The organism is Microbacterium aurantiacum, assembly GCF_031625015.1.
In the GTDB taxonomy this organism is placed as follows: Bacteria; Actinomycetota; Actinomycetes; order Actinomycetales; family Microbacteriaceae; genus Microbacterium; species Microbacterium aurantiacum.
On sequence record NZ_JAHWXH010000004.1, the window covers coordinates 38,040 to 63,017 of the forward strand.

Consider the following 24,978-nt stretch of genomic DNA (forward strand, 5'->3'; position numbering starts at 1 on the left):
TCGCGACCGTCACGTGGGCGTGCGTCACGCGGGACGACGCGCGGCGAGTTCGTCGGAGACCGGCCCGTCCGTCCGCGCTCCGCCGATTCCGAGCTTGTCCTTGATCTTCGTCTCGATGTCGGCGGCCGTCTCCGGGTTCTTGAGGAGGAAGTTGCGGGCGTTCTCCTTGCCCTGCCCCAACTGTTCTCCGTCGTACGTGTACCACGCACCGGATTTCTTGACGATCGCATGTTCGACGCCGAAATCGATCAGGCTGCCCTCGCGCGAGATCCCGACGCCGTACAGGATGTCGAACTCCGCCTGCTTGAAGGGCGGCGCCATCTTGTTCTTCACGACCTTCACGCGAGTGCGGTTTCCCACCGCCTCCGTGCCGTCCTTCAGCGTCTCGATGCGACGGATGTCGAGGCGGACGGAGGCGTAGAACTTCAGCGCCTTGCCACCGGCGGTCGTCTCGGGAGAGCCGAAGAAGACACCGATCTTCTCGCGCAGCTGGTTGATGAAGATCATCGTGGTGTTCGTCTGGTTCAGACCACCGGTCAGCTTCCGCAGTGCCTGCGACATCAGTCGCGCCTGCAGACCGACGTGCGAGTCGCCCATCTCGCCTTCGATCTCGGCCTTCGGCACGAGCGCCGCGACGGAGTCGATAACGACGAGGTCGATCGCACCCGATCGGACGAGCATGTCGGCGATCTCGAGAGCCTGCTCACCGGTGTCGGGCTGGGAGACGAGAAGCGCGTCGATGTCGACGCCCAGCTTCTGGGCGTAGTCGGGGTCGAGGGCGTGCTCCGCGTCGATGAAGGCGGCGATCCCGCCGGCGCGCTGGACGTTGGCGATCGCGTGGAGGGTCAGCGTCGTCTTTCCGGAGGATTCCGGGCCGTAGATCTCGATGATGCGGCCGCGCGGGAGCCCGCCGATGCCGAGGGCGACATCCAGCGCGATCGATCCGGTCGGCACCACTTCCACGGGAGCACGCTCGTCGCTGCCCAGCCGCATGACCGAGCCCTTTCCGAACTGCCGGTCGATCTGGGCGAGGGCCGATTCGAGGGCCTTCTCGCGGTCAACGGGTGAGGGCATGACGTGCTCCTTCTGCTGGTGATCCGTCGCCTGTAGGCTGTCGCGCCCCCTCCCGACGGGAGGGATGCTGCGACAAGGCGGGGGTGTCCTTCGACGCTGTACACGCTAGGGAGGGGTTCCGACATCCATCGCCGGCTCCGCTCGTTCGGTGGACAGACGGTCCCACGACACCCGCTGTGGAGGAGCATACGCCGACGTCGAACACTTCTTCGATGACACGCCGGGAAACGGCGTTCGATCTCAGCGCTTCGGTTCGCGTCGCCCCACGCCGTGACGCCGCGCGTCGGGAACGTCCGCCTCGGCGCACAGCGCCAGCCAGACCGCGCGCGGCGGCTCGCCGATCTTCAAGACCTCCCGCGCGGTCATCTGCCACGGCGGGAGGATCAGGTCATCGACGAGGACACGACCCTGCGGACCGAATTCATCGTCGACCGCACGATCGAACTCGCTGCGACGCACGGAGGATCGTTCGGTTCAGCGGAGCGAGAGTTCGGCGTCCACCGAGGCGACGAGGTCGTCGGGAACGACGTCGGGGAAGGTCTGGATGCCCTCCAGCACCGAGATGCGGTCACCCACCTGACGCATGATCGCCGAGATCGGCACATCGAGTGCTTCGGCAACCGCGGCGAGGATCTCGCTGGACGCTTCCTTCTGACCGCGCTCGACCTCGCTGAGGTATCCGAGGGCGACGCTCGCACGGCTGGCGACCTGACGAAGGGTGCGGCCCTTCTGCTGACGGAGATCGCGAAGGACTTCGCCGATCTCTTGACGTACCAGGATCATTTCGGGCCCCCTCCTCACTGCTGACTCCGCCGCCGTCCGGGTGGACAACGGTACATCACGAACGATGCCAATCTAATCCCCCGGGACTGGGGAATGGGTGGGAATCACGGAATGTAACGCGGGCGCAACACGGCTATTCCCTCGGATTCCGAGCCGCCGCGTCCGCGGCGAGGACGACGGCGGAACGGACGGTCTCCGTGCGGATCTCCTCCCGCGTCCCGCCGAGGGCCAGACGTCGGCGGACGATGCCGGCCGGGGTCGCCACGCTGACGTGGACCGTACCGACGGGCTGCCCGTCTTGAGGATCGGGGCCGGCCACTCCCGTGGTCGCGATCCCGACCTCTGCGTCGAAGAGACGCCGCACCCCCTCGGCCATCTGGTCGGCGACATCCGGGTCCACGGCGCCGACACGAGCCGTCAGCGCGGGGTCGACGCCGAGGACGGACACCTTGCAGTCCGTCGCATACGCCACGACGCCGCCCCGCACGGTGGCGGAGGCGCCCGGGACCGCGGTCAGCTCCGCGCAGACGAGTCCGCCGGTGAGGGACTCCGCGCACGCCACCGACCACCCGCGTCTTCTCAGCGCGGCGAGGAGCTCGGCGGCATCCGTCACGGTCAGGGGGTGCGGCGACGCGCCCCGCGCACCTCGGTCACGATGTAGTCGATGCCGCTGGCGATCGTGAGGACGACCGCCGCCGCCATCGTGATGCCGTTGAGCCAGAAGATCCACTCGCCCACGATCGTCCACAGCGGGAGGAGCGCCAGGGAGAGCGCGACCGCCTGCGCCATCGTCTTCAGCTTGCCCATCCACGCGGCGGCGAGGACGTGGTCGCTGACGACGATGAACCGGTAGACCGTGATGCCGATCTCACGGACCAGGACGACGATGGTGATCCACCAGGGGAGCTCCCCGAGGATCGACAGTCCCACGAAGGCCGCGCCCGTCAACACCTTGTCGGCGATCGGATCGAGGAGCTTTCCGAGATCGGTGACGATCTCGTAGCGACGGGCGAGGTAGCCGTCGAGGCCGTCGGTCGCGATGGCGACGATGAACAGGACCGCAGCCCACCACCGCAACGGCCCCGCGTCGCCGCCGTCCGCCAGCAGCATCCAGACGAACACCGGCGCACAGAGGATCCGTACGACGGTGATCACGTTCGGCAGCTGACGGGGAATGGTCACGCGCCGAGCCTATCGTCCGCGCCGCGCGCGGATCAGTCCCTGCCCGTGAGGCCCCACGCGTCCTCCGACCCCTCGTCCCCCTCGACCACCGGGATGCCGTCGTACTGGGCGTCGACCGCGTCCGGCCCGTAGGGGTCGGTCTCCGCGTCCGCGGGCACGTCGTCTCCGCGAAGTCGAGCCAGCACGGATGGGAGCTGCTCGCCGGTGACGAGCACGTCGCGGGCCTTGGAGCCCTCGGACGGACCGACGATCTCGCGGGATTCGAGCAGATCCATGAGACGGCCGGCCTTGGCGAACCCGACGCGCAGCTTCCGCTGCAGCATCGAGGTCGAACCGAACTGCGTGGACACGACGAGCTCGGCCGCCGCGAGGAGCAGCTCGAGATCGTCACCGATGTCGGCGTCGATCTCCTTCTTCTCCGCCGCCGCCTGGACGTCGGAGCGGTACTCGGGTCGGGCCTGCGCCGTGACGTGGGCGACGACCGCCTCGATCTCCTTCTCGCTGACCCAGGCGCCCTGCACGCGCAGCGCCTTGGACGTCCCCATCGGCAGGAACAGACCGTCGCCCTGCCCGATCAGACGGTCGGCGCCCGGCTGGTCCAGGATGACGCGGGAGTCCGTGACGCTGGTCACGGCGAAGGCGAGGCGCGAGGGCACGTTGGCCTTGATGAGACCCGTCACCACATCGACCGAGGGTCGCTGGGTGGCGAGGACCAGGTGGATGCCGCTCGCTCGGGCGAGCTGGGTGATGCGGACGATCGAGTCCTCGACGTCGCGCGGCGCGACCATCATCAGGTCGGCGAGCTCGTCGACGACGACGAGGAGGTACGGGTAGGGCTTCAGGACCCGCTCGCTCCCCGGCGGGAGGTTCACCTCGCCCGCCACGACGGCCTTGTTGAAGTCGTCGATGTGGCGGAATCCGAACGACGCGAGGTCGTCGTACCGCATGTCCATCTCCTTCACGACCCACTGGAGCGCCTCGGCGGCCTTCTTGGGGTTCGTGATGATGGGAGTGATGAGATGCGGGACACCGGCGTAGGAGGTCAGTTCCACGCGCTTCGGGTCGATGAGGACCATGCGCACGTCGGCAGGCTTGGCGCGCATCAGCAGACTCGTGATCATCGAGTTCACGAAGCTCGACTTGCCGGAACCCGTCGAGCCCGCCACGAGCAGGTGGGGCATCTTGGCGAGGTTGGCCACGATGTAGCCGCCGCCGACGTCCTTGCCCACACCGATCGTCATCGGGTGCGTGGACTGCGTGGCAGCCTGCGACCGGAGCACGTCGCCGAGCGTCACGATCTCGCGATCGGAGTTCGGGATCTCCACACCGATGGCACTCTTGCCCGGGATCGGGGCGAGGATGCGGACCTCGTTCGAGGCCACGGCGTAGGCGATGTTGTTCGTCAGCGCCGTGATGCGCTCGACCTTCACTCCGTGGCCGACTTCGATCTCGTATTGGGTGACGGTCGGACCGCGCGAGAAGCCGGTGACCCTCGCGTCGACCTGGAACTGCTCGAAGACGTTCGTGATGGCCCGCACGACGGCGTCGTTGGCCTCGGAGCGCGCCTTGTGCGGTGTGCCCGCGGCCAGCGCGACGACCGAGGGGAGTCGGTAGGACGCTCCGCCGACGGGTTCGTCCTGCGTCGCTATGCCGTCGAGCCCGGGGAGCTCACCGTCCTCGGCGGCATCCGAGGCCGCGTCGTCGCGGAGCCCCGTCGCGGAACGCTGAGCCGCGCGGGATGCGCCGGCCATCACCGCCGGATCGATGACCTCGGTGACGGCGTCGGCGGGGGCGGCGGGAAGCGGCGGCACCGGCGGGGTGATGGCCTGCTCGAATCCGCCCTCCCCGCCTCCGGGGTTCAGCAGAGCGGTCAGGTCGTGGGTGCCGAGGCCCTCGTCCGGATCCTTCTCGCGGCCGGTGCGGTTGCGACGCCACCACGGCAGAGCGGGATCGGCGTCGTCGTCGGTCTCGGCGTCGGCGTCGGCCGCGGACCGCGCGGAGCGCCGGCGCTCCGCATCCTCTTCGAGGTCCGCGCCGAACATCCAGGCGTACAGCTCCCCCAGCCTCCGACCGATGCGGTTCGGCGGGGTCTTGGTGATGATCAGGAGGCTCAGTGTCGCGAGGATGCCGAGCACGATGTAGGCGCCCACGTCCGTGAGCACGATCGCCAGAGGTTCAGCGATCATCCAGCCGAAGAGGCCGCCCGCCTCGCTCAGGGCGGGCAGACCCGTGCTCGGCTGCGGACGACCACCGGCGACATGGCAGAACCCTGCGACAGCGAGGACGAACAGACCGAATCCGATCCCGATGCGCCCGTTGTCGTGCACCGACGACGGATGCCGGAACATCCACCCCGCGAGGAGAAGGAGGAGGACCGGAAGGATGAACGCCTCGCGCCCCACGAGGGCGCCGACCGAGTAGGCACTGATGAGGCGCGCGGCCTCGGTGCCGATGAGGAACCATTCGACCACCGCGCCGAGCACGGCGAGCAGCACGAGCAGCAGCGGGAACCCGTCACGGCGCTGGTCCTTCTCGAGCGTCTCGGGCCCGAAGGCGCGGAAGAGCCCGCCCACGGCGTGCGCGACGCCGAGCCAGGCCCGGACGGCGACCGGCGGACGATCGACGTCGTCGACGTAGCGCTTCGGTGCCGGCTCGGGCTTCGAAGCGCGCGAGGACGAGGAGCGAGAGGAAGCGCGTCCTCTCGTGGGCGCGGCGGAGCTCTTGGGCATCCCCCCACGGTAAGCCGCCGCGTCGACAACCGCGGGCAACCACGCGGCGCTTCGCGCGGGTCAGCGCAGGCGCTTGACCATCGTGTCCCGGCCGAGACCGCTCTGCGTCACCGCGAAGCCTTCACTGCGGTAGAGGGTGACGGCGAAGTTGTCCCGCTCGACGCTGAGGCTCAAGCGGGCGAATCCCTGCGCGCGAGCGCTCTCGCAGAGCCGCTGCAGCAGCGCCCGCCCGACGCCGTGCGCGCGCCAGATGGGCCGGACCCCGATGATGAGCTCCGGCACCCCGGTGCCGACCCACCCGAATCCCGGCTCGCTGCGCGGCAACATCCGATACCAGGCCGCGCCGACCGGCTCGCCGCGGAGATCCTCCGCGACGAAGCCGGTGTCGCCCGGCCGCATCCACCCGGTGAGGTAGCGGCTGTGCTCCGCAGACGAGATCACCTCGTGCCGCGGCCGTGCTCCCCCACCGCGCCAGTTCGCGGCCTCCACCACCATGTCGCCGAGGAACCCGCCGTCCGCCTGCACGGCGGGGCGGATGCGGAAGCTCTCGGCCATGGCGTGATCCCCCGGGACTCAGGCCTCGATCACGAGGGGCACGATCATGGGCCGCCGGCGGAGGCTCTGGTTGACCCAGCGGCCGATGGTGCGACGCACGACCTGGGAGAGCGCGTGACTGTCGCGCACGCCCGACTGCGCCGCCTCGGCGAGCGCCGCGGCGATCTTCGGCTTGACGCCGTCGAACACCTTGTCGTCCTCGGCGAAGCCGCGCGCGTGGATCTCGGGCCCCGAGACCACCTTGCCGGTGGCGGCGTCCACCACGACGATGACGGAGATGAACCCCTCCTCGCCGAGGATCCGGCGGTCCTTCAGATCGGCGTCGGTGATCTCTCCCACGGTGGACCCGTCGACGTAGACGAATCCGATGTCGAGCTGACCGACCACCTGCGCGTGACCGTCCTTGAGGTCCACGACCGTGCCGTTCTCGGCGAGGATCGTCCGCTCGGCCGGGATGCCGGTGTCCTGGGCGAGCCGCGCGTTGGCCATCAGATGCCGGTACTCGCCGTGGACGGGGAGGACGTTGCGGGGCTTGAGGATGTTGTAGCAGTACAGCAGCTCCCCCGCCGCGGCGTGCCCGGACACGTGCACCTTGGCGTTGCCCTTGTGCACGACGTTCGCTCCGAGCTTGGTGAGGCCGTCGATGACGCGATAGATCGCGTTCTCGTTGCCGGGGATCTGGCTGGAGGCGAGGATGACGGTGTCACCGGGCCCGGGTTCGATCTCGTGATCCAGGTTCGCCATCCGCGACAGCACCGCCATCGGCTCGCCCTGCGAGCCGGTGGACATGTACACGATCCTGTCGTCGGGGAGGTCGCGCGCCTTCTTGTAGTCGATCAGCACGCCCTCGGGGACGGTGAGGTAGCCGAGGTCGGCCGCGATCCCCATATTCCGGACCATGCTGCGCCCGAGGAGCGCCACGCGGCGGCCGTGGGCGTGAGCGGCGTCGAGGACCTGCTGCACGCGGTGGACGTGGCTGGAGAAGCTCGCCACGATGACGCGGCGCGGCGCGCGGGCGATCACCTGCTCGAGGACGGGACCGATCTCGCGCTCCAGCGGGGTGAACCCCGGCACGTCGGCGTTGGTCGAGTCGACGAGGAAGAGGTCGACGCCCTCCTCGCCGAGGCGCGAGAAGGCACGCAGATCCGTCAGCCGGCCGTCCAAGGGCAGCTGGTCCATCTTGAAGTCGCCGGTGGCCAGGACCACGCCCGCGGGTGTGCGGACGGCGACGGCGAGCGCGTCGGGGATCGAGTGGTTCACCGCGATGAACTCGAGCTCGAACGGCCCGAGCTGCTCGATCTGCCCTTCCCGCACCGTGAGGCTGTAGGGCCGGACGCGGTGCTCCTTCAGCTTGGCCTCGGTGAGGGCGAGCGTGAGACCGGAGCCGACGATGGGGATGTCGTTCTTGATCTTCAACAGATACGGGACGGCGCCGATGTGGTCCTCGTGCCCGTGGGTCAGGACGACCCCGACGACGTCGTCCAGCCGGTGCCGGATGGGCTCGAAGTCGGGGAGGATCAGGTCGACGCCGGGCTGGTGCTCCTCCGGGAAGAGCACGCCGCAGTCGATGATGAGCAGCTTCCCGGCGTACTCGAAGACGGTCATGTTCCGGCCGACTTCGCCGAGGCCGCCGAGCGGGAACACCCGCAGGGTGCCCTCGGGAAGCGCGGGCGGGTCGTAAACGGTGGTGGGCATGCGTTCGCCTCCTCGGGATGCCGCAGCATCCCCTCATTCACTCCGCGTCCGCCGGCGCGGAGGCTTTCATCTGGTGGTGCCCGACACCCTGGGGAGGGCGCCGCCGGCGGCGGCGTTGCGGTCGGGACGGAAGTTGGAGAAATCGACCCCGGGGACGTCGCGGACGAGGGCGAGCTCGTCTTCGATGACGGCGGCCTCCCATTCCTCGGGTCCGACCAGGGGCAGCCGCACGCGAGGACTCCCGATGCGGCCGAGACCGTGGAGGATGTACTTCGCCGACACGGTGCCGGGCACGTGGGTCATGACCGCGCGCACCAGGGGCTCGAGTCCGCGATGCGCGGCGGTGGCCGCCTGCAGGTCGCCGCGGTTCACCGCGTCGACGATCTCGCGGTACGGCTGCGGGGCGATGTTCGCCGTCACGCCGATGAGGCCGGTCGCCCCGATCGACAGGTGCGGCAGCACGTTGGCGTCGTCACCGGAGAAGTACATCAGGTCGGTCTGGTTCAGCACGCGGCTGACCTCGCTGAAGTCGCCCTTGGCATCCTTGATGGCGAGGATGTTGGGGTGCTTGGCCAGACGCAGGATCGTCTCGTAGCGGATGGGGACGCCGGTGCGACCCGGGATGTCGTAGAGGATGACCGGGAGGTCGGTGGCGTCCGCGACGAGACGGAAGTGGGTCAGGATCCCGGCCTGCGTCGGCTTGTTGTAGTAGGGCGTGACGATCATGATGCCGTCGGCACCGGCGCGCTCGCTGGCCTTGTAGAGCTCGATGGCGTGGGCGGTCTCGTTCGAACCGCCGCCGGTGATGATCGCGGCGCGTCCCGCCGCGACGTCCTTGCCCACCTCGACGAGGCGCAGCTTCTCGGCATCCGTCAGCGTGGAGGTCTCACCCGTGGTGCCGGTGACGACGATGCCGTCGGCGCCGGCGCTGATGACGTCGTCGATGTGCTTCTCGACCGCGGGCCAGTCGACCTCGCCGTCGGCGGTCATCGGGGTGACCAGCGCGACGAGCACCTGTCCGAAGGGGTTGCCCGAATGCGTCATGCTCTCAGGGTATCGGGGTTCACCCGGCCCGCACGTCCCTCTCAGCGACCCTGCTCGCCGACGCGGGCCGCGATCGTCGGCGGGACGACCCGTGTCAGCGCGACCAGAAGCCGGTATCGGAGCGACGGGATGCTGACCGCCCGCCCGCGCGCGGCGTCGCGCAACGAGGCGTCGACGACGAACGGCGCATTCAGCCACAGGCCCGCGGGAACGCCCTCGGCGCCCGCCTCCAGGCCCATGCGGCGATGGAAGTCGGTGTGCGTGAACCCCGGGCACACCGCCGTGACGGTGACCCCGCGCGGGGCGTACCTCGCGTTCGCCCAGCGACTGAAGCTGACGAGCCACCCCTTGGCGGCGCCGTACGTGGACCGCGGGATGAAGGCGGCGACCGAGGCGACGTTGAGGATGCGCCCCCGCCCGCGCGCGCACATGCCCTCGAGAGCAGCGTGCATCAGACGCATCGGCACCTCCACGTGCAGGGCCAGGTGGGCGGCCTCCGCCTCGATGTCGTTCCGCTCGAAGTCCAGGGGAAGACCGAACCCCGCGTTGTTGACGAGCACCTCGATCGGCGCCTCCGTCGCACGCAGGCGGGACTCGACGGCCGCCCGCGCTCCCGCGTCGAGGAGGTCTGCCACGAGCACCTCGACATGGACCCCGTCTCGGGATCGGATGTCGGCCGCGAGCGCGTCGAGGGCCGCACCGTCGCGCGCGACGAGCACGACGTCGGCGCCGCGCGCAGCCAGCCGACGGGCGTACTCGGCACCGAGGCCCGAGCTCGCGCCGGTGATCAGTGCGGTCGGCATGTCAGCCCTCCCGACGCAGGGTCAGGAAGCGGTATCGGACTCCGCCTGAAGAGGTGTGCCAGCCGGTCTCGGGGTCGGCGGCGACCGGCGCCCACCCCGTCCGCTCGGGTGCCCGGGTGTCTCCGGCCACGGCGAGGTCGAGCTCGGTGACCTCGAGCAGATCCGCCCGCGCGATCGTCTCCCGGTACAACCGCCCCCCGCCGATGATCCACACGAGGTTGGACCCCGGCGCGGACGCCGCCGCGGTGAGCGCCGCATCGATCGACGGGACGACAGTGGCGCCCTCGGCCGAGAACGCCCCGTCGCCGGTCAGGACGATGTTCGTCCGCGAGGGAAGGGGACGGAAGCGCTCCGGGAAGGATTCCCATGTGCGACGACCCATGATGACGGGATGTCCGGTGGTCAGCCGGCGGAACCGGGCGAGATCCTCCGGGACGTGCCACGGCATCCCTCCCGCGTCGCCGATGACGCGGTCGCGCGCCTCCGCCCAGATCAGCCCCAGACGCGGTCGCGGAGCGGACGGGTCGCTCACACGGCCACCGCACCGCGGATCGCCGGGTGATGCCGGTAGCCCTCCACGGCGAAGTCTTCGTAGCGGTAGTCGAGGATCGACGCGGGACGACGGTCCAGGCGCAGCGTCGGCAGCGGGTACGCCTCGCGGCTCAACTGCTCGCGCACCTGCTCGCGATGGTTGTCGTAGATGTGGCAGTCTCCGCCCGTCCAGACGAAGTCGCCGACCTCGAGGTCGGTCTGCTGGGCGATCATCGTGGTGAGCAGCGCGTAGGAGGCGATGTTGAAGGGGACCCCGAGGAACATGTCCGCGCTGCGCTGATACAGCTGGCACGACAGCTTCCCGTCCGCGACGGCGAACTGGAAGAGCGCGTGACAGGGTGCCAAGGCCATGTCCGGGATGTCGGCCGGATTCCACGCCGACACCACCAGCCGGCGCGAGTCCGGATCGGTGCGGATCTTCTCGACGACGTCGGTGATCTGGTCGATCGATCCTCCGTCGCGGGTGGGCCATGAGCGCCACTGCACACCGTAGACCGGGCCCAGCTCGCCGTCGGCGTCCGCCCATTCGTCCCAGATCGTCACGCCGGCATCCTGCAGCCAACGGACGTTCGATTCCCCGCGGAGGAACCAGAGGAGCTCGTACGCGATCGAGCGGAAATGCACGCGCTTGGTCGTGATGAGCGGGAAACCCCGGGACAGGTCGAAACGGATCTGACGGCCGAAGACGCTGGTGGTGCCCGTCCCCGTCCGGTCGTCCTTGTGCGTGCCGTTGTCGAGGACGTCGCGGAGGAGATCTTCATAGGGCGTCGGATTCGGCGTGGTCACATCGGTCACGATACCCCGGCGTCATCTCCCGCCACAGACGCCGCGACCCTCTCGAGCCGGGATACGATCTCCTGTCGTGGACACCCTCAGTGCGCTCATCGGTCTCGTCGTCCTGGTCGCGGCGACCGCGGGCATCGGCGTCTACGTCCAGCGGCGTCCGAAGCGCGTCCGCCGTGACGTGTCGCACGAGGTCGTCGACCCCCGGCGCCTCGGCGCGGAATCGCTCGGCGAATCCGCGACACTCCTGCAGTTCTCCACCGAGATGTGCACGCGGTGCCCCGGCGTGCACCGGATGCTGGCCCAGACGGCCGCGGCGCACCCCGGCGTCCTCCACCTCGATGTCGACCTGACGCATCGGCCCGACATCGCGCGCCACTTCCACGTCCTGCAGACGCCGACGACGCTGGTGCTGGACCGTGACGGCGTGATCCGCACCCGCCTCGGCGGCGTCCCCGGACGCGAGGTGCTCGACCTCGAGCTGACGCGTCTGACCGGAGCGACCGCCCATGCCTGAGCGCTCGCCGGCGCACGGGATCGACCCTCGGGGTCCGCGCGTCGCCGCGGGGATCACCTCGCTCCTGCTTCTCGTGGACGTCTTCCTCGCGCTGACGGGTCTCGCCTCGTCGGCCGCGCTGCCGGCGGCGAGTGTGTCCGAGCGGATGCAGGATCCGGCGTTCCTGCTCCTCGGCGCCATCGCCTTCCTCTTCTTGTGGGGCGTGCTCTCGCCGCGCACCGCTCCCTGGGGCGTCCTCTTCCGCACGGTGATCGCGCCGCGCCTGTCACCGCCGGCGGAGCGCGAAGATCCGCGGCCTCCCCGATTCGCCCAGGGCGTCGGTCTCGTCGTGAGTCTCACCGGTCTCCTCCTGCAGCTCGCCGGGGTTCCGTGGGGCCTCACCGCCGCCGCCGCGGCCGCGTTCGTCGCCGCGTTCCTGAACGCCGTCTTCGGGCTGTGCCTGGGATGTCAGATGTATCTGGTCCTCCAGCGCGCCGGCCTCGTGGGACGAGCGCGGCCCCGCCTTCCCTGACAGCCCGTCCGCGCGCAAGCCCGCCCGCCGGGGCGACCGCGACGTTAGGCTGACCGCACGACGCCCGATCCGCGGGCGCACAGGACAGGGAGGTCGCCATGACCGTCACCAGCGAAGCCACCACGTCGTGGAAGGGCACGCTCGCCGAAGGCTCCGGCGACGTCTCCTTCGTCTCGTCCGGACTGGGCGCCTACCCGGTCAACTGGAAGGCGCGCAGCGAGGGCTCCACATCCGTCACCACGCCCGAGGAACTGATCGCCGCGGCCCACGCGTCCTGCTTCTCGATGGCCCTCTCCCACGCCCTCGGCCAGAACGGCACCCCGCCGGAGTCGATCGAGACCACCGCGTCGGTGACCTTCGTCCCGGGCACCGGCATCTCGGGCAGCCACCTGAACGTCAACGCGGTCGTCCCCGGGCTCTCCGCGGAGGACTTCGACCGGATCGCCGAGGACGCGAAGTCCGGGTGCCCCGTCTCCCAGGCGCTCGCCGGGATCGAGATCACCCTCGAGGCGACGCTTGCCTGAGGACCGCCTGCTCTCCCACGTGGTCGTGGCCGGAGCCTCGGGACTGATCGGCCGGGCGCTGCGCGCTGCGCTGATCGCCCGTGGCGTCCGGGTGACCTCCCTCGTGCGGCGCCCCGTTTCCGGTCCCGACGAGGTGTCCTGGCTCGTCGACGACGACTCCCTCGATCCCGATGTCCTCGCCGGAGCCGACGCCGTCATCGGCCTCAACGGCGCCAGCATCGGTCGCTTCCCCTGGACACCGCGGTACAAGAACACCCTCCTGTTCTCCCGGGTCACGCCGACGCGGGCGATCGCGGGTGCCGTGAAGTCTCTCGGCGACGATGCGCCGGCCTTCGTGAGCGCCTCCGCCGTCGGGTACTACGGTTCCGCCCCCGGGGTGCGCCTGGACGAGTCCTCACCCCGAGGCGAGACCTTCCTCGCGGATGTCTGCGGCGAGTGGGAGGCGGCCGCCCAGAGCTCCGGTCCCCGCGCTCGGGTCGCTCTGCTGCGCACCGCCCCCGTCGTCCATCGGGACGGTGTGCTCAAGCCCATGATGCTGCTCACGCGGTTCGGACTCGGAGGCCCGATCGGGCGGGGCACCCAGGCCTGGCCGTGGATCTCGCTGGACGACGAGATCGGGGCGATCCTCCACGTCCTCGACGCGCAGCTGAGCGGTCCCGTCAACCTCACCGGCCCGACGCGGGCCACCGCGAACGACCTGGGATTCGCCCTCGCCGTCCGGATGAATCGCCCGTTCGTGCTCCGCGCACCGGAGTGGGCGCTGCGTCTGGGACTGGGGCGGGACGCCACGGAAGCACTCCTGACCTGCGATGCGGATGTCGCGCCCGCGGTCCTGTCGGACTCCGGCTACCGCTTCACCCATCCCACGGTGGAGGAGGCGGTCGCCGCCGCCGTCGGCTGATCAGGAGCCGGCTCCCTCGGCGGCGGCACGGTAGGCCTCGAGTTCGGCCAGGTTGTCGGCGACGAACCGCTCTTCCGCCTCGAACCTCACCTCTTCCTCCGTCGCGCGGTAGTCGACCGATTCCCGGCAGCGCGCATCGATCTGCGCCAGAGCGATCTCACGCTCCCGGAGACGTTCGATGTCCGGGTCGTCCCACGCCGTCTCGCCGCCCGCCTTCACCAGCTCCTGCAGGGAGACGTTGATCTCGGAGACGGGGTCCAGCGGAGACGTGAAGCCGTCTTCGCCCTCGTCGGCCATGCAGGCGGCCCACCGCGCATTCAGCGCGACGATGTCCTGCTGCTCGTTCAGCTCGGTGTAGAACGCCATCACGGCATCGTTCAGGGCTCGGAACCGGTCGCCTCTGAGCGGGTCATCGGCCGCGTCGACGATCTCGGCGTGGCCGAAGCATCCGCCCTTGCTCGGGTCGTACACCCCGTCCGCGTCGAACGCGTCCACGGATCCGACGAGCGCTTCGTAGTAGGCGGTGCGCTCGGAGTCGGAGAGCCCGTCGACGATCGCCTGGTTCGGGTCCTCGGGGATCGTGACCTGCACCTGATCGGGCCCGTCGACGATACCGTATCCCCACCGCTCGATCCACGCGGGGTCGTCGAGCTCGGGCGACCCCCACGTGTTGAAGTCGAAGCCGAGGGGGGTGGGCGGCGCCGGGATGTAGTCGAAGCCCTGCTCCTTCATGCACTCGGCGATGACCTCTTCCCGGGCCAGGAGCCGCGCGTCCCCCTCCTCGCGGCGCTCCTGCGCGCTCATCCCGGTGCCCTCCGCTGCGAGCAGGTACTCATCGATCGGCGAGACCGCCCGCGCCTCGCCTCCGGTGGGGGCCGTGCATCCGCTCAGGAGCAGGATGCCGGTGAGCACCACGGCCGCGCGGAATCGGTTCTGCGAGCTCATGGGATCTCCTTCGATGACGAGCCGACACGGGTGAGCATCCATGGGAGCGCTCCCAGCGCCCAGTTTAGACGACCTGTCCCGACAAGGGAAGGTCAGCCTCCACCGCGGAGCGCCGACACGGGTTCGATCGACGACGCACGCCGGGCGGGGAACCAGCCCGCTCCGAGTCCGACGAGTGCCCCGAGCACGATCCCGCCCACGGCGACCAGGCCGTCGACCACGGGTGTCCACTGCTGCGCCAGCGCGAACACGACGATGCCGAGGACCGCGAGCGCCGCGCCGACGAGGCCTCCCAGCAGGCCGATGACGACGGACTCGACGACGAACTGCGCGCCGATCTGGCGGCGGGTCGCGCCGAGGGCGCGGCGGAGGCCGATCTCCGGCACCCGCTCGGAGACGTTCAGCATCGTGACGTTCGCGATACCGAGTGCGCCGGCGAGGAGGACGATGCCGCCGAGGATGAGGAAGATGACGTTCACGTCCGCCTGGACGTTCGACCCCAGCTCCGACCCCGAGCTCGGGGCCGACACCTCCAGTCGGTCGGGGCCGTCCGGCAGCAGGGTCAGTGCCGCCTGCGTGCCGACCTGGGCGCCGGTTCCCGGCAGGATCCGGATCTGCAGATCGCCGGGCGCCGCGAGGGCCCGCTCCACGCGTGCGGTCCCGACCGGCATGACCACGGCGTCCGACAGCTCCCCTCGCGATTGCAGTCCGGCGTAGATGCCCATCACCGCGTAGGCGGTGTCGCCGATGAACACGGAGGGTTGACTGTCGACGCGGTTCACGCCCAGCCGCTCGGCGGCGCGCTCCCCGAGCACCACCACCCGGTCACCCCGCGCCTCGTGCCCGCCGTCGAACATCCGGCCCGTGACGAACTCGCCCCCGAGGACGTCCAGGAGCGCCGGTCCCGCCGCCACGAGTCGCGGCGAGGCCACCGCAGGGGCTGCCGGATCGTTCACGGGGACGGCGGTGATCGCATCCTCACCATCGGTCCCCAACTCGGCGATCGTCGTCGCCGCCTCCACTCCGACCAAGCGCTCCACGCGTTCGGCCGCATCCCACGGCAGGCGCGCGGTGGCGACCGCGTCGCCGGACTGCGACTGCGCGCTACCGGGCGCCACCACCACCTGGGTGCCGCGCACGGCGTCGAACTGCCGTTGGATCTGGGTGGCCGCGGTCTGGGAGAAGCCGATGGTCGCCACGAGCGCCCCCACGCCGAGGACCGTGCCGATGACGGTCATGACCAGCCGCGCCGGCCGCGAACCGATGTCGGCGGTGGCCTCCACGACGAGGTCCTGGAAGGTGAACCGGTCGGCGCGGGCGACCGGTGCGGTCAGAACGGGCTCGGGCGCGGCATCCGTGGTCGACCTCCGCAGCCGAGGAAGGAGGCGCATCACGCGAGCTCCGAGATGCGACCGTCGGAGATCCGTACGCGCCGCTCGGCGCGCTCCGCGACCGCGAGATCGTGGGTGATGACCACCAGCGTGAGGCCGTCGGCACGGAGGTCGTCGAACAGCTCCATCACCTCCGCGCTCGTCGCCTCGTCGAGGTTGCCGGTCGGTTCGTCGGCGAGGAGGATGCGCGGGGTGCTGACCACCGCCCGCGCCACCGCGACGCGCTGCCGCTCCCCGCCGGACAGGGTCGGCGGATGGAACCCCATGCGATGCCCGAGACCCACCCGATCGAGCACCGCCCGCGCGCGTCCTTCTCGCTCCTCGCGCGGCACGCCGCTGTAGAGCATTGGCATCATGACGTTCTCCAGCACCGTCCGGCGCGGCATGAGGTGGAACGCCTGGAAGACGAATCCGATCCACTGCGCCCGCACCCGCGCACGCTGGTCGTCGTCGAGGACGCCGGTCACCACCCCGTCGATCCGGTACTCCCCCACCGTCGGACGATCCAGGAGACCCAGCAGATTCAGCATCGTGGACTTACCCGAGCCGCTCGGGCCGACGATGGAGACGTAGTCCCCCGCCTCGACGGTGAGATTGACGGCCTTCAGAGCCTGAACCTCGGGGACGCCGGGGAAGGAGCGCGTGACGTCGCGCAGCTCGATCAGACTCATCGACCCACCACCACGAGGTCACCCTCGTCCAGCTCGCCTTCCGTCGCCGTCACCTCCACCTGACCCCCGGCGGCCAAGCCCGTCTCGACCACGACCAGCCGCGTTTCCGCGTCCTCCCCGTCGCGCGGGTCGCCGTCGACGACCTCGACCCGGGATTCGCCGCCCGGCCCTGCGGTGAGCGCCACGATCGGGACGAACAGCACGTCTCCTCCCGTGGCGCCGACCGGAATGGTCACGCGGACGTTGCGCCCCTGCACCTGGACGGCCTGATCCGGATCCAGCGGCGCCGGCTCGAGGGTGACCGTCCAGCGGGCGCCCGCGTCCGCGCCCGGAGTCAGTGCCGTGACCTCGGCCTCGTGGAGCCCACCGTCGGGGAGATCGAAGGTGGCGGTGTCGCCGACGCTCAGCAGTGACGCGTCCGCCGCCGCCACCCCGCCGACGATCGTCGTGGAGGCCCCCGAGACCACCATCGCGGCCCCCTGCAGAACCTGACCGCGCGCCACGTTCACCGCGTCCACCCGGCGCGGGAGATCGGTGAGGTAGAGGACCTCGCCGGAAGGGAGCGTCGGGAGCGCGGCCTGCTGCGCCCTCTCGAGGGCCGCGCGCGCATCGGCGAGCTGACCTCGCGCGGCATCGACGGCCGCACGCTGCGCCGACACGTCCGCGCCCGCGCCCAGCTGATCCCGCTGCAGCTGCGCCAGCGCCAGCGCATCTTCGGCGTCCCCGACGGATGCCTGCCACTGGGCGACCGCGGCGGGAGAGTCGTCCGGCGGTGCAGGACGCGCGGCACGCGCACTGTCGAGCGCCCGGTGCGCGCTGGCGACGGCGTTGTCCGCCTGCCGGATCTCCACCGCGCTGGGGCCCGACGATGCGCGACCGAGTTCCGCCTCGGCCGCGGCGACGGACTGCTCGCCCGCGGCCACCGCGTCCTGTGCGCCATCCAGCCCCTCCGCCGCCCCCTCCGGCAGGGGCGGTGCGGGGTACCCGATCCGCGAATACAGCTCCGTCACCGCAGCGGCGGCGGCCGCATCGAACACGTCCGACGCCGGATCGCCGGCGTCGATGCCGACGGAGGCCATGGCCTGCTTGAACTGCGTCACATCCGGTCCCGACATCCCGAACACCAGCGTCCGATAGGCGGGCAGCTCGCCGGGCAGGACGATGACGGGCCGTCCCGCCACGGCGAGCGCGACCGAAAGGGCTTCCAACTCCGTCCCCACCTCGGGCACGGCACCGGTGACCACGGCAGGACCGCCGAGGGAGGCGGTGTCGATGGTGACCTCGACCGCGTCCGCGTACCCCACATCGCCCCGGATCGTCACGTCGTTGCTGAGCACGCCGAACTCCACCGGCACCGTGACCAGGCCCGGTGCCGGAGCGTCGGCGGTCGCCGTATCCGCCGGCACGACGAAGCGGCCGATGAGGAGACCTGCGACGAGGGCGACGATCGCGGCCGCGGCCACGATCCACAGCGGTCGGTTGGACCGGAGCACCCGCATCCAGCCGTTCCGACGCGTCGCCGCCTCGTCGCCGGGAGCGCTCAGGAGGTCGTCCATCCCCTCGTCCACGATCACGGGCTCGTCGCCGCCCTCGTGGGCGGGAGCGTCGCCGACCTCGTCGCGGGCGCTCATCGGTGCTCGTTCGCCGGTGTGCGACGTCGTTCGGACATCAGGAGCGCTGCTCCGCGGCGGCCTTCATCGCATCGAGCTCGACCTGGTGATCGGCGATGAACTCCTCCTCGAGGGCGACCACGACCTCCTGTCGGCGCTCGCGGTAGTCCGTGCTCTCCCGGCAGTCAAGGTCGGCGAGAGCGAGCTCGATCTCGCGCTCGGCCAGCTCGTCGAGGGCGGGGTCATCCTCCACCCATTCGGTCTGGTTCTCGTAATAGGCGTTCAGCTCGTCGGTGATGCTCGTCATGGCCTCGCTCTGACGCGCGAACCCCGCGTGTCCGGCCTCCGACATGCACGCGGCCCACTCGGCGTCGATCTCCGACATTCCGGACGCAGAATCCAGATCGGTGTAGAACTGGTTGATCTCCTCCATGAGAGGCGCGAACTCCTCCGACGTCAGCGGGTTGTCGCCGTCGATCTCGTGCTGCGCCCAGCCGTAGCAGCCGGCGGTCTCCCAGTCCCACTCGTACGAGCCGTTCTCGTCGAGCTCCTCCTCGGGGACGGACGGACCGTAGAGGGCTTCGTAGAAGGCCGTCTGCTCGGTTGCGGTGAGCGAGGCGACGTACTCCTGATTCGGATCCTCGTACACCTCCTCGGCGTCGGGCTGCTCGTCCATCCCCGGCCAGCGGACCATGCCGTACCCGTACTGCGCGACCCACTCGCGATCGTCGGGCTGCCATTCCTCGCCGGACGAGTAGGACGCTCCGGTGTCGACGTTGGGGGCGTAGTCGAAGCCCTGCTCCTTCATGCACGTAGCCATGAGTTCCTCGCGCTCGAGGTTCTGCTCTTCGAACATCGCCGCCTGCTCGTCCTCACTGAGGTCGCCGCCCCAGAGCGCCGCCATGTACTCGCCGAGCGGCGACTCCTCCTGCGCGGATTCGCCGTCGGATGCCGCGGTGCATCCGGTCAGGACGAGGAGGAGGGCAGCGGCGCCGGCCACCGAGTGAGCGCGTGTTTTCTGCATGAGCGAGAGACTTTCCGTGTGAGCGCGAACCGTACTCGGGCCACGATAGCCGCCGCATGTCTCGCGCGACATCCATCCGGAGATGTATCCGGACTCCCCCGGCGGTGGGATGCCGAGTCCACGATAGAGCGGATCAGGAGCCGTCGTCGTCCTTTTCGAGCCGGATCGCGGTGCGGACCGCCTCCCGCGCGCGGCGGCGATCGCCCGCGGCGTCGTAGGCGAGACCGAGTCGATACCAGGCGCGCCAGTCGTCGGGATGGGCGGTGACGTCGTCACGGAACCGCGGGAAGAGGACCTCCCCCTCGCTGCGCACGATGCGCCCGCTCGGACGCACGGCGACGTCGACCTCGGGAAGGGCGTCCTCGTCTTCCAGGAGACGACCGAGCCGCTGCGCACGAACGCCGAACCAGAGCTCTCGGCCGAGCGCCCACACCGCGATCGCCGGAAGCACGATGAGGGCGATCCCCATCGCGACCCCGACCGGGTCTCCGCTGGCGAGGAAGATGACCGCGCGCTGGCCGACGAGGACGATGTAGAGAGCGAGGGCGGCGGCCATGACGGCCACGCCGATCCGAGCGCTCATACTCCCGTGGCGCGGGCGACTTGACCGGGGGCGCCGCCGTCGTCCACACCGCCGTCGCCGACGTCGCCGGGAACGGGACGACCGATGCCGATGTCGATGAGGCTGTCGAGCCCCACCGTCACCCCCCGCAGGTCGCGGACGGCACCGAGCGCGAGCCGGATGCCGGGCCCGTAGGCCTGTGCGGGTTCCACGGTGTCGTGGACGATCGTGAGGGATTCTCCGGGACCGGACAGGACCGTCTCCTGGCGGGCGACGACACCGGGTCGGCGCAGCGAATGCACCGGGATGCTGGCGACCTGCTGGCCGCGGGCACGCTGGTCCACGTACGGTGCCGCCACCGGGCCGACCTCCCGACGCGCGTCCGCGATGAGCTCGGCCGTGCGCACCGCGGTGCCGCTCGGCGAATCGATCTTCGTCTCACGGTGGGCTTCGATGATCTCCACCGAGGGGAAGAAGGGCGCGGCGGCGGCCGCGATCGCCGACCCGAGAACCGACCCGAGGGAGAAGTTCGGGACGAAGAGGGCGGCGATCCCGGAGGCCTGGATCGCCGGCCGTACCAGGGCGATCCGCTCGGCCGACCAACCCGAGGTGCCGACGATGATGTCGATCCCGCGCTCGGCCGCGGCGCGGACGACGTCGATGGACACCGCCGGGACGGACGCGTCGATGACGAGGTCCGCTCCGTCGAGGTCCGTGAGAGGCGACCGGGAGGTGAGCACGGCCGCGACGTCGTAGTCCGCCTCGGCGGCGAGGACATCGCAGATGATGCGTCCGAGTTTGCCGGTGCCGCCCACGATGGCCACGCGCGTCGTCATGCGCTCCATCCTAGGCGCGGCTCAGAAGGCGTACGGCTCGGGGAGGCCGGTGCGCATCTCCACCGGCAGGTGCGCGGTGTCGTTGTGGGACAGCACGGTCCACGGGCGTCCCTGCTTCTGGGCGAGCACCGTCAGGCCGCAGTGGGCCTGGTTGAGCGTCATCCATCGCCACTCGGGCGCTTGGAGGACCTCTCGCACGAACCACGCGATGACGAAGTTGTGGGTGATGAGGAGCTCGTGCACGTCCTCGGTACGGCGCACGAGGAAGGCGCTGACGGCGTCGTCCATCTGCGCCCGGCCCGCCTCGACCTCCGCCTCGGTGATGGAGCCGAAGAACGGCTCGAACACCGCCGGGGTCTCCGGCGTCATCCCCGTCGGAATGCAGTCGAACAGCAGAGCGGACGGCTGCGGAGACACCGACGGCATGCGCTCGGCGACGGCATCCGCCGTCTGACTCGCACGCATCAGCGGCGAATGCCACACGGCGTCGAAGGGGACGCCCGACAGGCGGTCCGCGAGAAGCGAGGCCTGGCGTCGCCCACGGGGAGAGAGGGGTCCGTCGATGAGTCCGTGCTCGGCGTCCTGGTGTTCGCCGTGCCGCACGAGGTAGATGTAGTGCGTCACGCTGCTCACTTCGTCGGGGATCCGGTGCCCGAGGGCACGCATTCCCACCCTATGTCAGAGCGCGCGGATGCCGCACGCCCGCCCCGCTACTGCGAAGCACGTCCGATCTCGGCGAGCTGGGCCCGGCTCAGTCGCACCCCGACGCCCTGCACCAGCTCCTCGACATGGGCCGGAGCGTAGGCGTTGACGATCGGCGCCGTCACCAGCCGCTGGGACAGGAGCCACGCCACCGCCACCGCGGCATCGGGGACGCCGAGTTCGACTCCGACCTCGTCCAGCGCGCGCAACGTGCGCGACCCGCGCCGGTTCAGGTGCGCGGCCATCTGCGCGCCGCGCACCGACAGGCCGGTGCGGACACGCGAGCGGTGGCGCCCCGAGAGGAAGCCGTGCTCCAGTGCATGGCTCGGAGTGACCGCCATCCCCTGGGCACCGGCGACGAGGCGGAGATCGGCGTCGAACTCGTGGCGGCGGAGCACGTTGAACGGCACGTCCAGGACGGTCAGACGCGGGTAGCCGGCCGACGAGAGGATCCGCGCCTCGACCAGCTGGGCGGCGGTGTAGCCGGCCGCGCCGATGGCCCGCACCTTTCCGGACTCCACCAGCCACTCGACGGTCGCGAGGGTGTCTTCGAGAGCTGTCGCCGAGTCGGTCATCGCGTCGAGGGTGAGCACGTCGATGCGATCGGTGTCCAATCGCACGAGTGAGGCTTCCACGGCGCGCACGAGACTCACCGGCCCGAGACCCGGGTTGTCGGGGTGTCCTCCGACTCTGACGGTGAGGACGATGTCGTCGCGCACGCCGCGCGAGTGCAGCCACTGGCCGATGATGTGCTCGCTGCGACCGGCGGAGTACGCGTCCGACGTGTGCACGGCGTTTCCGCCGCGCAGGAGGTAGGCGTCGAGGATGTCGTGGCTGGATTCCAGATCGACGTTCCAGCCGAACTCGGCCCCTCCGAGGATGAGAGGGAAGACCGACAGTCCGCTCTCACCGAGGGCGACCCGCACCGCGGATCCCACCGGCGGCCCCTGCACGGGGATCGGCGCGGACGGGTGCGACGCCGCGGCACCGGCCGATGCGCGCAGGGCGGACTCGGTGTGCGTGTGCGATTGCGTGTGCACCCGTTGCCACCCCCTCACGACGAGCCGCGACAGGTGCGCAGATACCGTGTCCGCAGCCCCCCGGCGCGTTCTTCGAGAGTAGGCCAGCCGTGCGACATCGGTGACCATTGCGGCAGACAGTCCGTGAACACCGCATAACGGTTCGGTCACGGACATACGCACGACGCCCGCCCCGCGCGAGCGGGACGGGCGTCGTGCAGAGGAGGATCAGGCCTCGGCGGGAGCCTCCGCGTCGTCGGCGGCGGCCTCTTCGACCACCGGCTCGAGCGACAGCTTGCCGCGGTCGTCGATCTTGGTGATGCGCACGAGCAGCTTCTGTCCGACGCCGAGCACGTCTTCGACGTTCTCGACGCGCTTGCCACCGGCGAGCTTGCGGACCTCGCTGACGTGCAGCAGACCGTCCTTGCCGGGCAGGAGCGAGATGAACGCACCGAAGGTCGCGATCTTCACCACGGTGCCCAGGAACTGCTCGCCGACCTCGGGGTTGGTCGGGTTGGCGATGGCGTTGACCTGCGCGCGCGCCGCCTCCGCGGCGGGCCCGTCGGTGGCGCCGATGTAGACGGTGCCGTCCTCTTCGATCGAGATCTGCGCACCGGTCTCGTCCTGGATCGCGTTGATCGTCTTGCCCTTGGGGCCGATCAGCTCGCCGATCTTGTCGACGGGGATCTGCACGCTGATCACACGGGGTGCGGTCGGCGCCATCTCGTCGGGTCCGTCGATCGCGGCGTTGAGGACGTCGAGGATCGTCATCCGGGCGTCCTTGGCCTGCGTCAGCGCCGCAGCCAGAACACTCGAGGGGATGCCGTCGAGCTTGGTGTCCAGCTGGATCGCCGTGACGAACTCGCTGGTACCGGCGACCTTGAAGTCCATGTCCCCGAGGGCGTCCTCGGCACCGAGGATGTCGGTCAGCGCGGCGTAGCGCGTCTGTCCGTCGACCTCGTCGGTGACCAGACCCATCGCGATACCGGCCACGGGCGCGCGCAGCGGCACACCGGCGTTCAGGAGCGACAGGGTGGACGCGCACACCGAGCCCATCGAGGTCGAGCCGTTCGACCCGAGGGCCTCGGAGACCTGGCGGATGGCGTACGGGAACTCCTCGCGGCTGGGCAGCACGGGCACGAGTGCGCGCTCGGCCAGGAAGCCGTGCCCGATCTCGCGACGCTTGGGGCTGCCCACACGGCCGGTCTCACCGGTCGAGTAGGGCGGGAAGTTGTAGTGGTGCATGTACCGCTTGCTGGTCGTGGGCGACAGCGAGTCGATCTGCTGCTCCATCTTCAGCATGTTGAGCGTCGTGACCCCGAGGATCTGGGTCTCGCCGCGCTGGAAGATCGCCGAACCGTGCACGCGCGGGATCACCTGGACCTCGGCATCCAGCGGACGGATGTCGGCGAGACCGCGTCCGTCCATGCGGACACCCTCGGAGAGGATGCGACCGCGGACGATCGTCTTCGTCACCGACTTGTAGGCGGCGTTGAACTCGAGGGTCGCAACCGCCGGCAGCTCACCGGCTTCGACGGCGGCGAGGAGCTCGGCCTTGACGCGCTCCTTGATCTCGTCGTCGGCGTTCTGGCGTTCGACCTTGTCGGCGATCTGGTACACCGGCACCAGCGCGTCGTACGCGCGGTGCGCGACGAAGTCGTAGGTCTGCTGCGAGTAGGGAAGGAAGACCGGGAACTCCTTGATCTCCTTCGCCGCGGAGCTCGCAACCGAGTTCTGAGCCTCCACGAGCTGCTTGATGAACGGCTTCGCGGCCTCCAGACCCTGCGCGACGACCTCCTCGCTGGGCTTGGTGGCGCCCGCCTTGATGAGGTTCCAGCTGTGCTCGGTGGCCTCGGCCTCGACCATCATGATGGCCACTTCACCGTCGGGCAGAACGCGGCCGGCGACGATCAGGTCGAACACGGCCTCCTGCAGCTGCTCCGCCTTGGGGAAGGCGATCCACTGATCCTCGGTGCCGCCCTGGCCCGGGATGAGCGCGAGACGAACACCGGCGATGGGGCCGGAGAACGGCAGACCCGAGATCTGGGTCGACAGCGACGCCGCGTTGATGGCGAGGGCGTCGTAGAACTCGCCCGGGGCGATCGAGAGCACCGTGACGACGATCTGCACCTCGTTCCGCAGGCCCTCGACGAACGAGGGGCGCAGCGGACGGTCGATCAGACGGCAGACGAGGATCGCCTCCGTGGAGGGGCGACCCTCACGACGGAAGAACGAGCCGGGGATCTTGCCGGCGGCGTAGGAGCGCTCTTCGACATCCACCGTCAGCGGGAAGAAGTCGAAGCCCTCCCGCGGGTGCTTGCCCGCGCTGGTGGCGGACAGCAGCATCGTCTCTTCGTCGATGTAGGCCGCAACGGCGCCCTGCGCCTGCTGAGCCAGACGGCCGGTCTCGAACCGGACCGTACGGGTTCCGAAGCGTCCGTTGTCGAGGACTGCTTCGGCGAAAGTGATTTCCGGACCTTCCAAGAGGTCCCTCCTTCTTTGTTTAGACTCGCACGCGCGTTTCGCGCGCGAGATCGTGCGAAGGAGCAGGAACAGGCAGATCTC

The 24,978-nt window shown here is 70.1% G+C and carries 26 protein-coding genes; 4 read left to right on the forward strand and 22 right to left on the reverse strand.

Annotated features, from left to right (window positions below; translation table 11 throughout):
- Positions 1-24 precede the first annotated feature (24 nt).
- The 12 genes from recA to KZC50_RS14310 form a co-directional block, all read right to left on the reverse strand.
- A complete protein-coding gene (gene recA, locus KZC50_RS14255; RefSeq protein ID WP_053547548.1) occupies positions 25-1,074 on the reverse strand; it encodes a recombinase RecA in 1,050 nt (349 codons plus the stop codon).
- 240 nt (positions 1,075-1,314) lie between these two features.
- Positions 1,315-1,533: a DUF3046 domain-containing protein gene (locus KZC50_RS14260; protein WP_310892104.1), complete on the reverse strand. Its 219-nt coding sequence runs from the start codon at positions 1,531-1,533 to the stop codon at positions 1,315-1,317.
- 15 nt (positions 1,534-1,548) lie between these two features.
- Positions 1,549-1,857: a helix-turn-helix domain-containing protein gene (locus KZC50_RS14265; RefSeq protein ID WP_053547550.1), complete on the reverse strand. Its 309-nt coding sequence runs from the start codon at positions 1,855-1,857 to the stop codon at positions 1,549-1,551.
- 133 nt (positions 1,858-1,990) lie between these two features.
- Positions 1,991-2,476, reverse strand: a complete 486-nt coding sequence (locus KZC50_RS14270; RefSeq protein WP_310892210.1) for a CinA family protein — start codon at positions 2,474-2,476, stop codon at positions 1,991-1,993.
- On the reverse strand, positions 2,473-3,039 hold the full coding sequence (pgsA, locus tag KZC50_RS14275; protein ID WP_053547552.1) for a CDP-diacylglycerol--glycerol-3-phosphate 3-phosphatidyltransferase: 567 nt from the start codon (positions 3,037-3,039) through the stop codon (positions 2,473-2,475). Before pgsA ends, KZC50_RS14270 begins: the two co-directional genes overlap by 4 nt.
- A gap of 32 nt (positions 3,040-3,071) precedes the next feature.
- Complete coding sequence (locus KZC50_RS14280; RefSeq protein WP_310892105.1) at positions 3,072-5,768, reverse strand: FtsK/SpoIIIE family DNA translocase; 2,697 nt, start codon at positions 5,766-5,768, stop codon at positions 3,072-3,074.
- A gap of 60 nt (positions 5,769-5,828) precedes the next feature.
- Complete coding sequence (locus tag KZC50_RS14285; protein ID WP_310892106.1) at positions 5,829-6,323, reverse strand: GNAT family N-acetyltransferase; 495 nt, start codon at positions 6,321-6,323, stop codon at positions 5,829-5,831.
- A gap of 18 nt (positions 6,324-6,341) precedes the next feature.
- Positions 6,342-8,018, reverse strand: coding sequence for a ribonuclease J (locus KZC50_RS14290; protein ID WP_236968390.1), 1,677 nt, complete (start codon positions 8,016-8,018; stop codon positions 6,342-6,344).
- A gap of 66 nt (positions 8,019-8,084) precedes the next feature.
- Positions 8,085-9,062: a 4-hydroxy-tetrahydrodipicolinate synthase gene (gene dapA / locus KZC50_RS14295; protein ID WP_053547556.1), complete on the reverse strand. Its 978-nt coding sequence runs from the start codon at positions 9,060-9,062 to the stop codon at positions 8,085-8,087.
- 41 nt (positions 9,063-9,103) lie between these two features.
- Positions 9,104-9,865: an SDR family NAD(P)-dependent oxidoreductase gene (locus tag KZC50_RS14300; RefSeq protein WP_301132715.1), complete on the reverse strand. Its 762-nt coding sequence runs from the start codon at positions 9,863-9,865 to the stop codon at positions 9,104-9,106.
- 1 nt (position 9,866) lies between these two features.
- Positions 9,867-10,397: a dihydrofolate reductase gene (locus KZC50_RS14305; RefSeq protein ID WP_310892107.1), complete on the reverse strand. Its 531-nt coding sequence runs from the start codon at positions 10,395-10,397 to the stop codon at positions 9,867-9,869.
- On the reverse strand, positions 10,394-11,203 hold the full coding sequence (locus KZC50_RS14310; protein ID WP_301132711.1) for a thymidylate synthase: 810 nt from the start codon (positions 11,201-11,203) through the stop codon (positions 10,394-10,396). The genes KZC50_RS14305 and KZC50_RS14310 overlap by 4 nt, the downstream gene beginning before the upstream one ends.
- A 76-nt stretch (positions 11,204-11,279) precedes the next feature.
- Between KZC50_RS14310 and KZC50_RS14315 the strand changes: the two genes are divergently transcribed.
- The 4 genes from KZC50_RS14315 to KZC50_RS14330 all read left to right on the forward strand — a co-directional run bounded on the left by KZC50_RS14315 (position 11,280) and on the right by KZC50_RS14330 (position 13,653).
- Entirely contained in the window at positions 11,280-11,717 is a 438-nt protein-coding gene (locus KZC50_RS14315; protein ID WP_053547559.1) for a TlpA family protein disulfide reductase, read from the forward strand.
- Positions 11,710-12,228 (forward strand): DUF4395 domain-containing protein, encoded by a 519-nt coding sequence (locus KZC50_RS14320; protein WP_053547560.1) that lies wholly within the window; start codon positions 11,710-11,712, stop codon positions 12,226-12,228. Before KZC50_RS14315 ends, KZC50_RS14320 begins: the two co-directional genes overlap by 8 nt.
- 98 nt (positions 12,229-12,326) lie before the next feature.
- The gene (locus KZC50_RS14325) at positions 12,327-12,752 is read left to right on the forward strand and encodes an OsmC family protein (protein ID WP_310892108.1); all 426 of its coding nucleotides are present in this window, start codon (positions 12,327-12,329) and stop codon (positions 12,750-12,752) included.
- The gene (locus KZC50_RS14330) at positions 12,745-13,653 is read left to right on the forward strand and encodes a TIGR01777 family oxidoreductase (RefSeq protein ID WP_310892109.1); all 909 of its coding nucleotides are present in this window, start codon (positions 12,745-12,747) and stop codon (positions 13,651-13,653) included. Before KZC50_RS14325 ends, KZC50_RS14330 begins: the two co-directional genes overlap by 8 nt.
- Here KZC50_RS14330 and KZC50_RS14335 read toward each other — a convergent pair whose 3' ends face one another.
- The 10 genes from KZC50_RS14335 to KZC50_RS14380 form a co-directional block, all read right to left on the reverse strand.
- Entirely contained in the window at positions 13,654-14,598 is a 945-nt protein-coding gene (locus KZC50_RS14335; protein WP_310892110.1) for a hypothetical protein, read from the reverse strand.
- Between the two features lie 92 nt (positions 14,599-14,690).
- Complete coding sequence (locus KZC50_RS14340; protein WP_310892211.1) at positions 14,691-15,989, reverse strand: ABC transporter permease; 1,299 nt, start codon at positions 15,987-15,989, stop codon at positions 14,691-14,693.
- On the reverse strand, positions 15,989-16,660 hold the full coding sequence (locus tag KZC50_RS14345) for an ABC transporter ATP-binding protein (protein WP_301132702.1): 672 nt from the start codon (positions 16,658-16,660) through the stop codon (positions 15,989-15,991). The genes KZC50_RS14340 and KZC50_RS14345 overlap by 1 nt, the downstream gene beginning before the upstream one ends.
- Positions 16,657-18,291 (reverse strand): hypothetical protein, encoded by a 1,635-nt coding sequence (locus tag KZC50_RS14350; protein WP_310892111.1) that lies wholly within the window; start codon positions 18,289-18,291, stop codon positions 16,657-16,659. The genes KZC50_RS14345 and KZC50_RS14350 overlap by 4 nt, the downstream gene beginning before the upstream one ends.
- 37 nt (positions 18,292-18,328) lie before the next feature.
- Positions 18,329-19,294 (reverse strand): hypothetical protein, encoded by a 966-nt coding sequence (locus KZC50_RS14355; RefSeq protein ID WP_301132699.1) that lies wholly within the window; start codon positions 19,292-19,294, stop codon positions 18,329-18,331.
- Positions 19,295-19,427: 133 nt separating this feature from the next.
- Complete coding sequence (locus tag KZC50_RS14360; RefSeq protein WP_301132697.1) at positions 19,428-19,877, reverse strand: tetratricopeptide repeat protein; 450 nt, start codon at positions 19,875-19,877, stop codon at positions 19,428-19,430.
- The gene (gene dapB / locus KZC50_RS14365; protein WP_310892112.1) at positions 19,874-20,692 is read right to left on the reverse strand and encodes a 4-hydroxy-tetrahydrodipicolinate reductase; all 819 of its coding nucleotides are present in this window, start codon (positions 20,690-20,692) and stop codon (positions 19,874-19,876) included. Before dapB ends, KZC50_RS14360 begins: the two co-directional genes overlap by 4 nt.
- Positions 20,693-20,713: 21 nt before the next feature.
- Entirely contained in the window at positions 20,714-21,316 is a 603-nt protein-coding gene (locus KZC50_RS14370) for a histidine phosphatase family protein (RefSeq protein WP_301132784.1), read from the reverse strand.
- Positions 21,317-21,402: 86 nt separating this feature from the next.
- A complete protein-coding gene (locus tag KZC50_RS14375; RefSeq protein ID WP_310892212.1) occupies positions 21,403-22,398 on the reverse strand; it encodes an aldo/keto reductase in 996 nt (331 codons plus the stop codon).
- A 243-nt stretch (positions 22,399-22,641) separates the two neighbouring features.
- The gene (locus KZC50_RS14380; protein ID WP_310892113.1) at positions 22,642-24,897 is read right to left on the reverse strand and encodes a polyribonucleotide nucleotidyltransferase; all 2,256 of its coding nucleotides are present in this window, start codon (positions 24,895-24,897) and stop codon (positions 22,642-22,644) included.
- Positions 24,898-24,978: the final 81 nt, after the last annotated feature.

Excerpts from the sequence above, each read along its gene's own strand:
- KZC50_RS14290 (WP_236968390.1), bottom strand. The coding sequence starts at position 8,018 with ATGCCCACCACCGTTTACGACCCGCCCGCGCTTCCCGAGGGCACCCTG.
- KZC50_RS14350 (WP_310892111.1), bottom strand. The coding sequence starts at position 18,291 with ATGAGCGCCCGCGACGAGGTCGGCGACGCTCCCGCCCACGAGGGCGGC.
- KZC50_RS14355 (WP_301132699.1), bottom strand. The coding sequence starts at position 19,294 with ATGCAGAAAACACGCGCTCACTCGGTGGCCGGCGCCGCTGCCCTCCTC.
- KZC50_RS14265 (WP_053547550.1), bottom strand. The coding sequence starts at position 1,857 with ATGATCCTGGTACGTCAAGAGATCGGCGAAGTCCTTCGCGATCTCCGT.
- KZC50_RS14285 (WP_310892106.1), bottom strand. The coding sequence starts at position 6,323 with ATGGCCGAGAGCTTCCGCATCCGCCCCGCCGTGCAGGCGGACGGCGGG.
- KZC50_RS14280 (WP_310892105.1), bottom strand. The coding sequence starts at position 5,768 with ATGCCCAAGAGCTCCGCCGCGCCCACGAGAGGACGCGCTTCCTCTCGC.
- KZC50_RS14345 (WP_301132702.1), bottom strand. The coding sequence starts at position 16,660 with ATGAGTCTGATCGAGCTGCGCGACGTCACGCGCTCCTTCCCCGGCGTC.
- KZC50_RS14335 (WP_310892110.1), bottom strand. The coding sequence starts at position 14,598 with ATGAGCTCGCAGAACCGATTCCGCGCGGCCGTGGTGCTCACCGGCATC.
- KZC50_RS14300 (WP_301132715.1), bottom strand. The coding sequence starts at position 9,865 with ATGCCGACCGCACTGATCACCGGCGCGAGCTCGGGCCTCGGTGCCGAG.
- KZC50_RS14325 (WP_310892108.1), top strand. The coding sequence starts at position 12,327 with ATGACCGTCACCAGCGAAGCCACCACGTCGTGGAAGGGCACGCTCGCC.
- KZC50_RS14320 (WP_053547560.1), top strand. The coding sequence starts at position 11,710 with ATGCCTGAGCGCTCGCCGGCGCACGGGATCGACCCTCGGGGTCCGCGC.
- dapB (WP_310892112.1), bottom strand. The coding sequence starts at position 20,692 with ATGACGACGCGCGTGGCCATCGTGGGCGGCACCGGCAAACTCGGACGC.
- KZC50_RS14360 (WP_301132697.1), bottom strand. The coding sequence starts at position 19,877 with ATGAGCGCTCGGATCGGCGTGGCCGTCATGGCCGCCGCCCTCGCTCTC.
- dapA (WP_053547556.1), bottom strand. The coding sequence starts at position 9,062 with ATGACGCATTCGGGCAACCCCTTCGGACAGGTGCTCGTCGCGCTGGTC.
- recA (WP_053547548.1), bottom strand. The coding sequence starts at position 1,074 with ATGCCCTCACCCGTTGACCGCGAGAAGGCCCTCGAATCGGCCCTCGCC.
- KZC50_RS14340 (WP_310892211.1), bottom strand. The coding sequence starts at position 15,989 with ATGCGCCTCCTTCCTCGGCTGCGGAGGTCGACCACGGATGCCGCGCCC.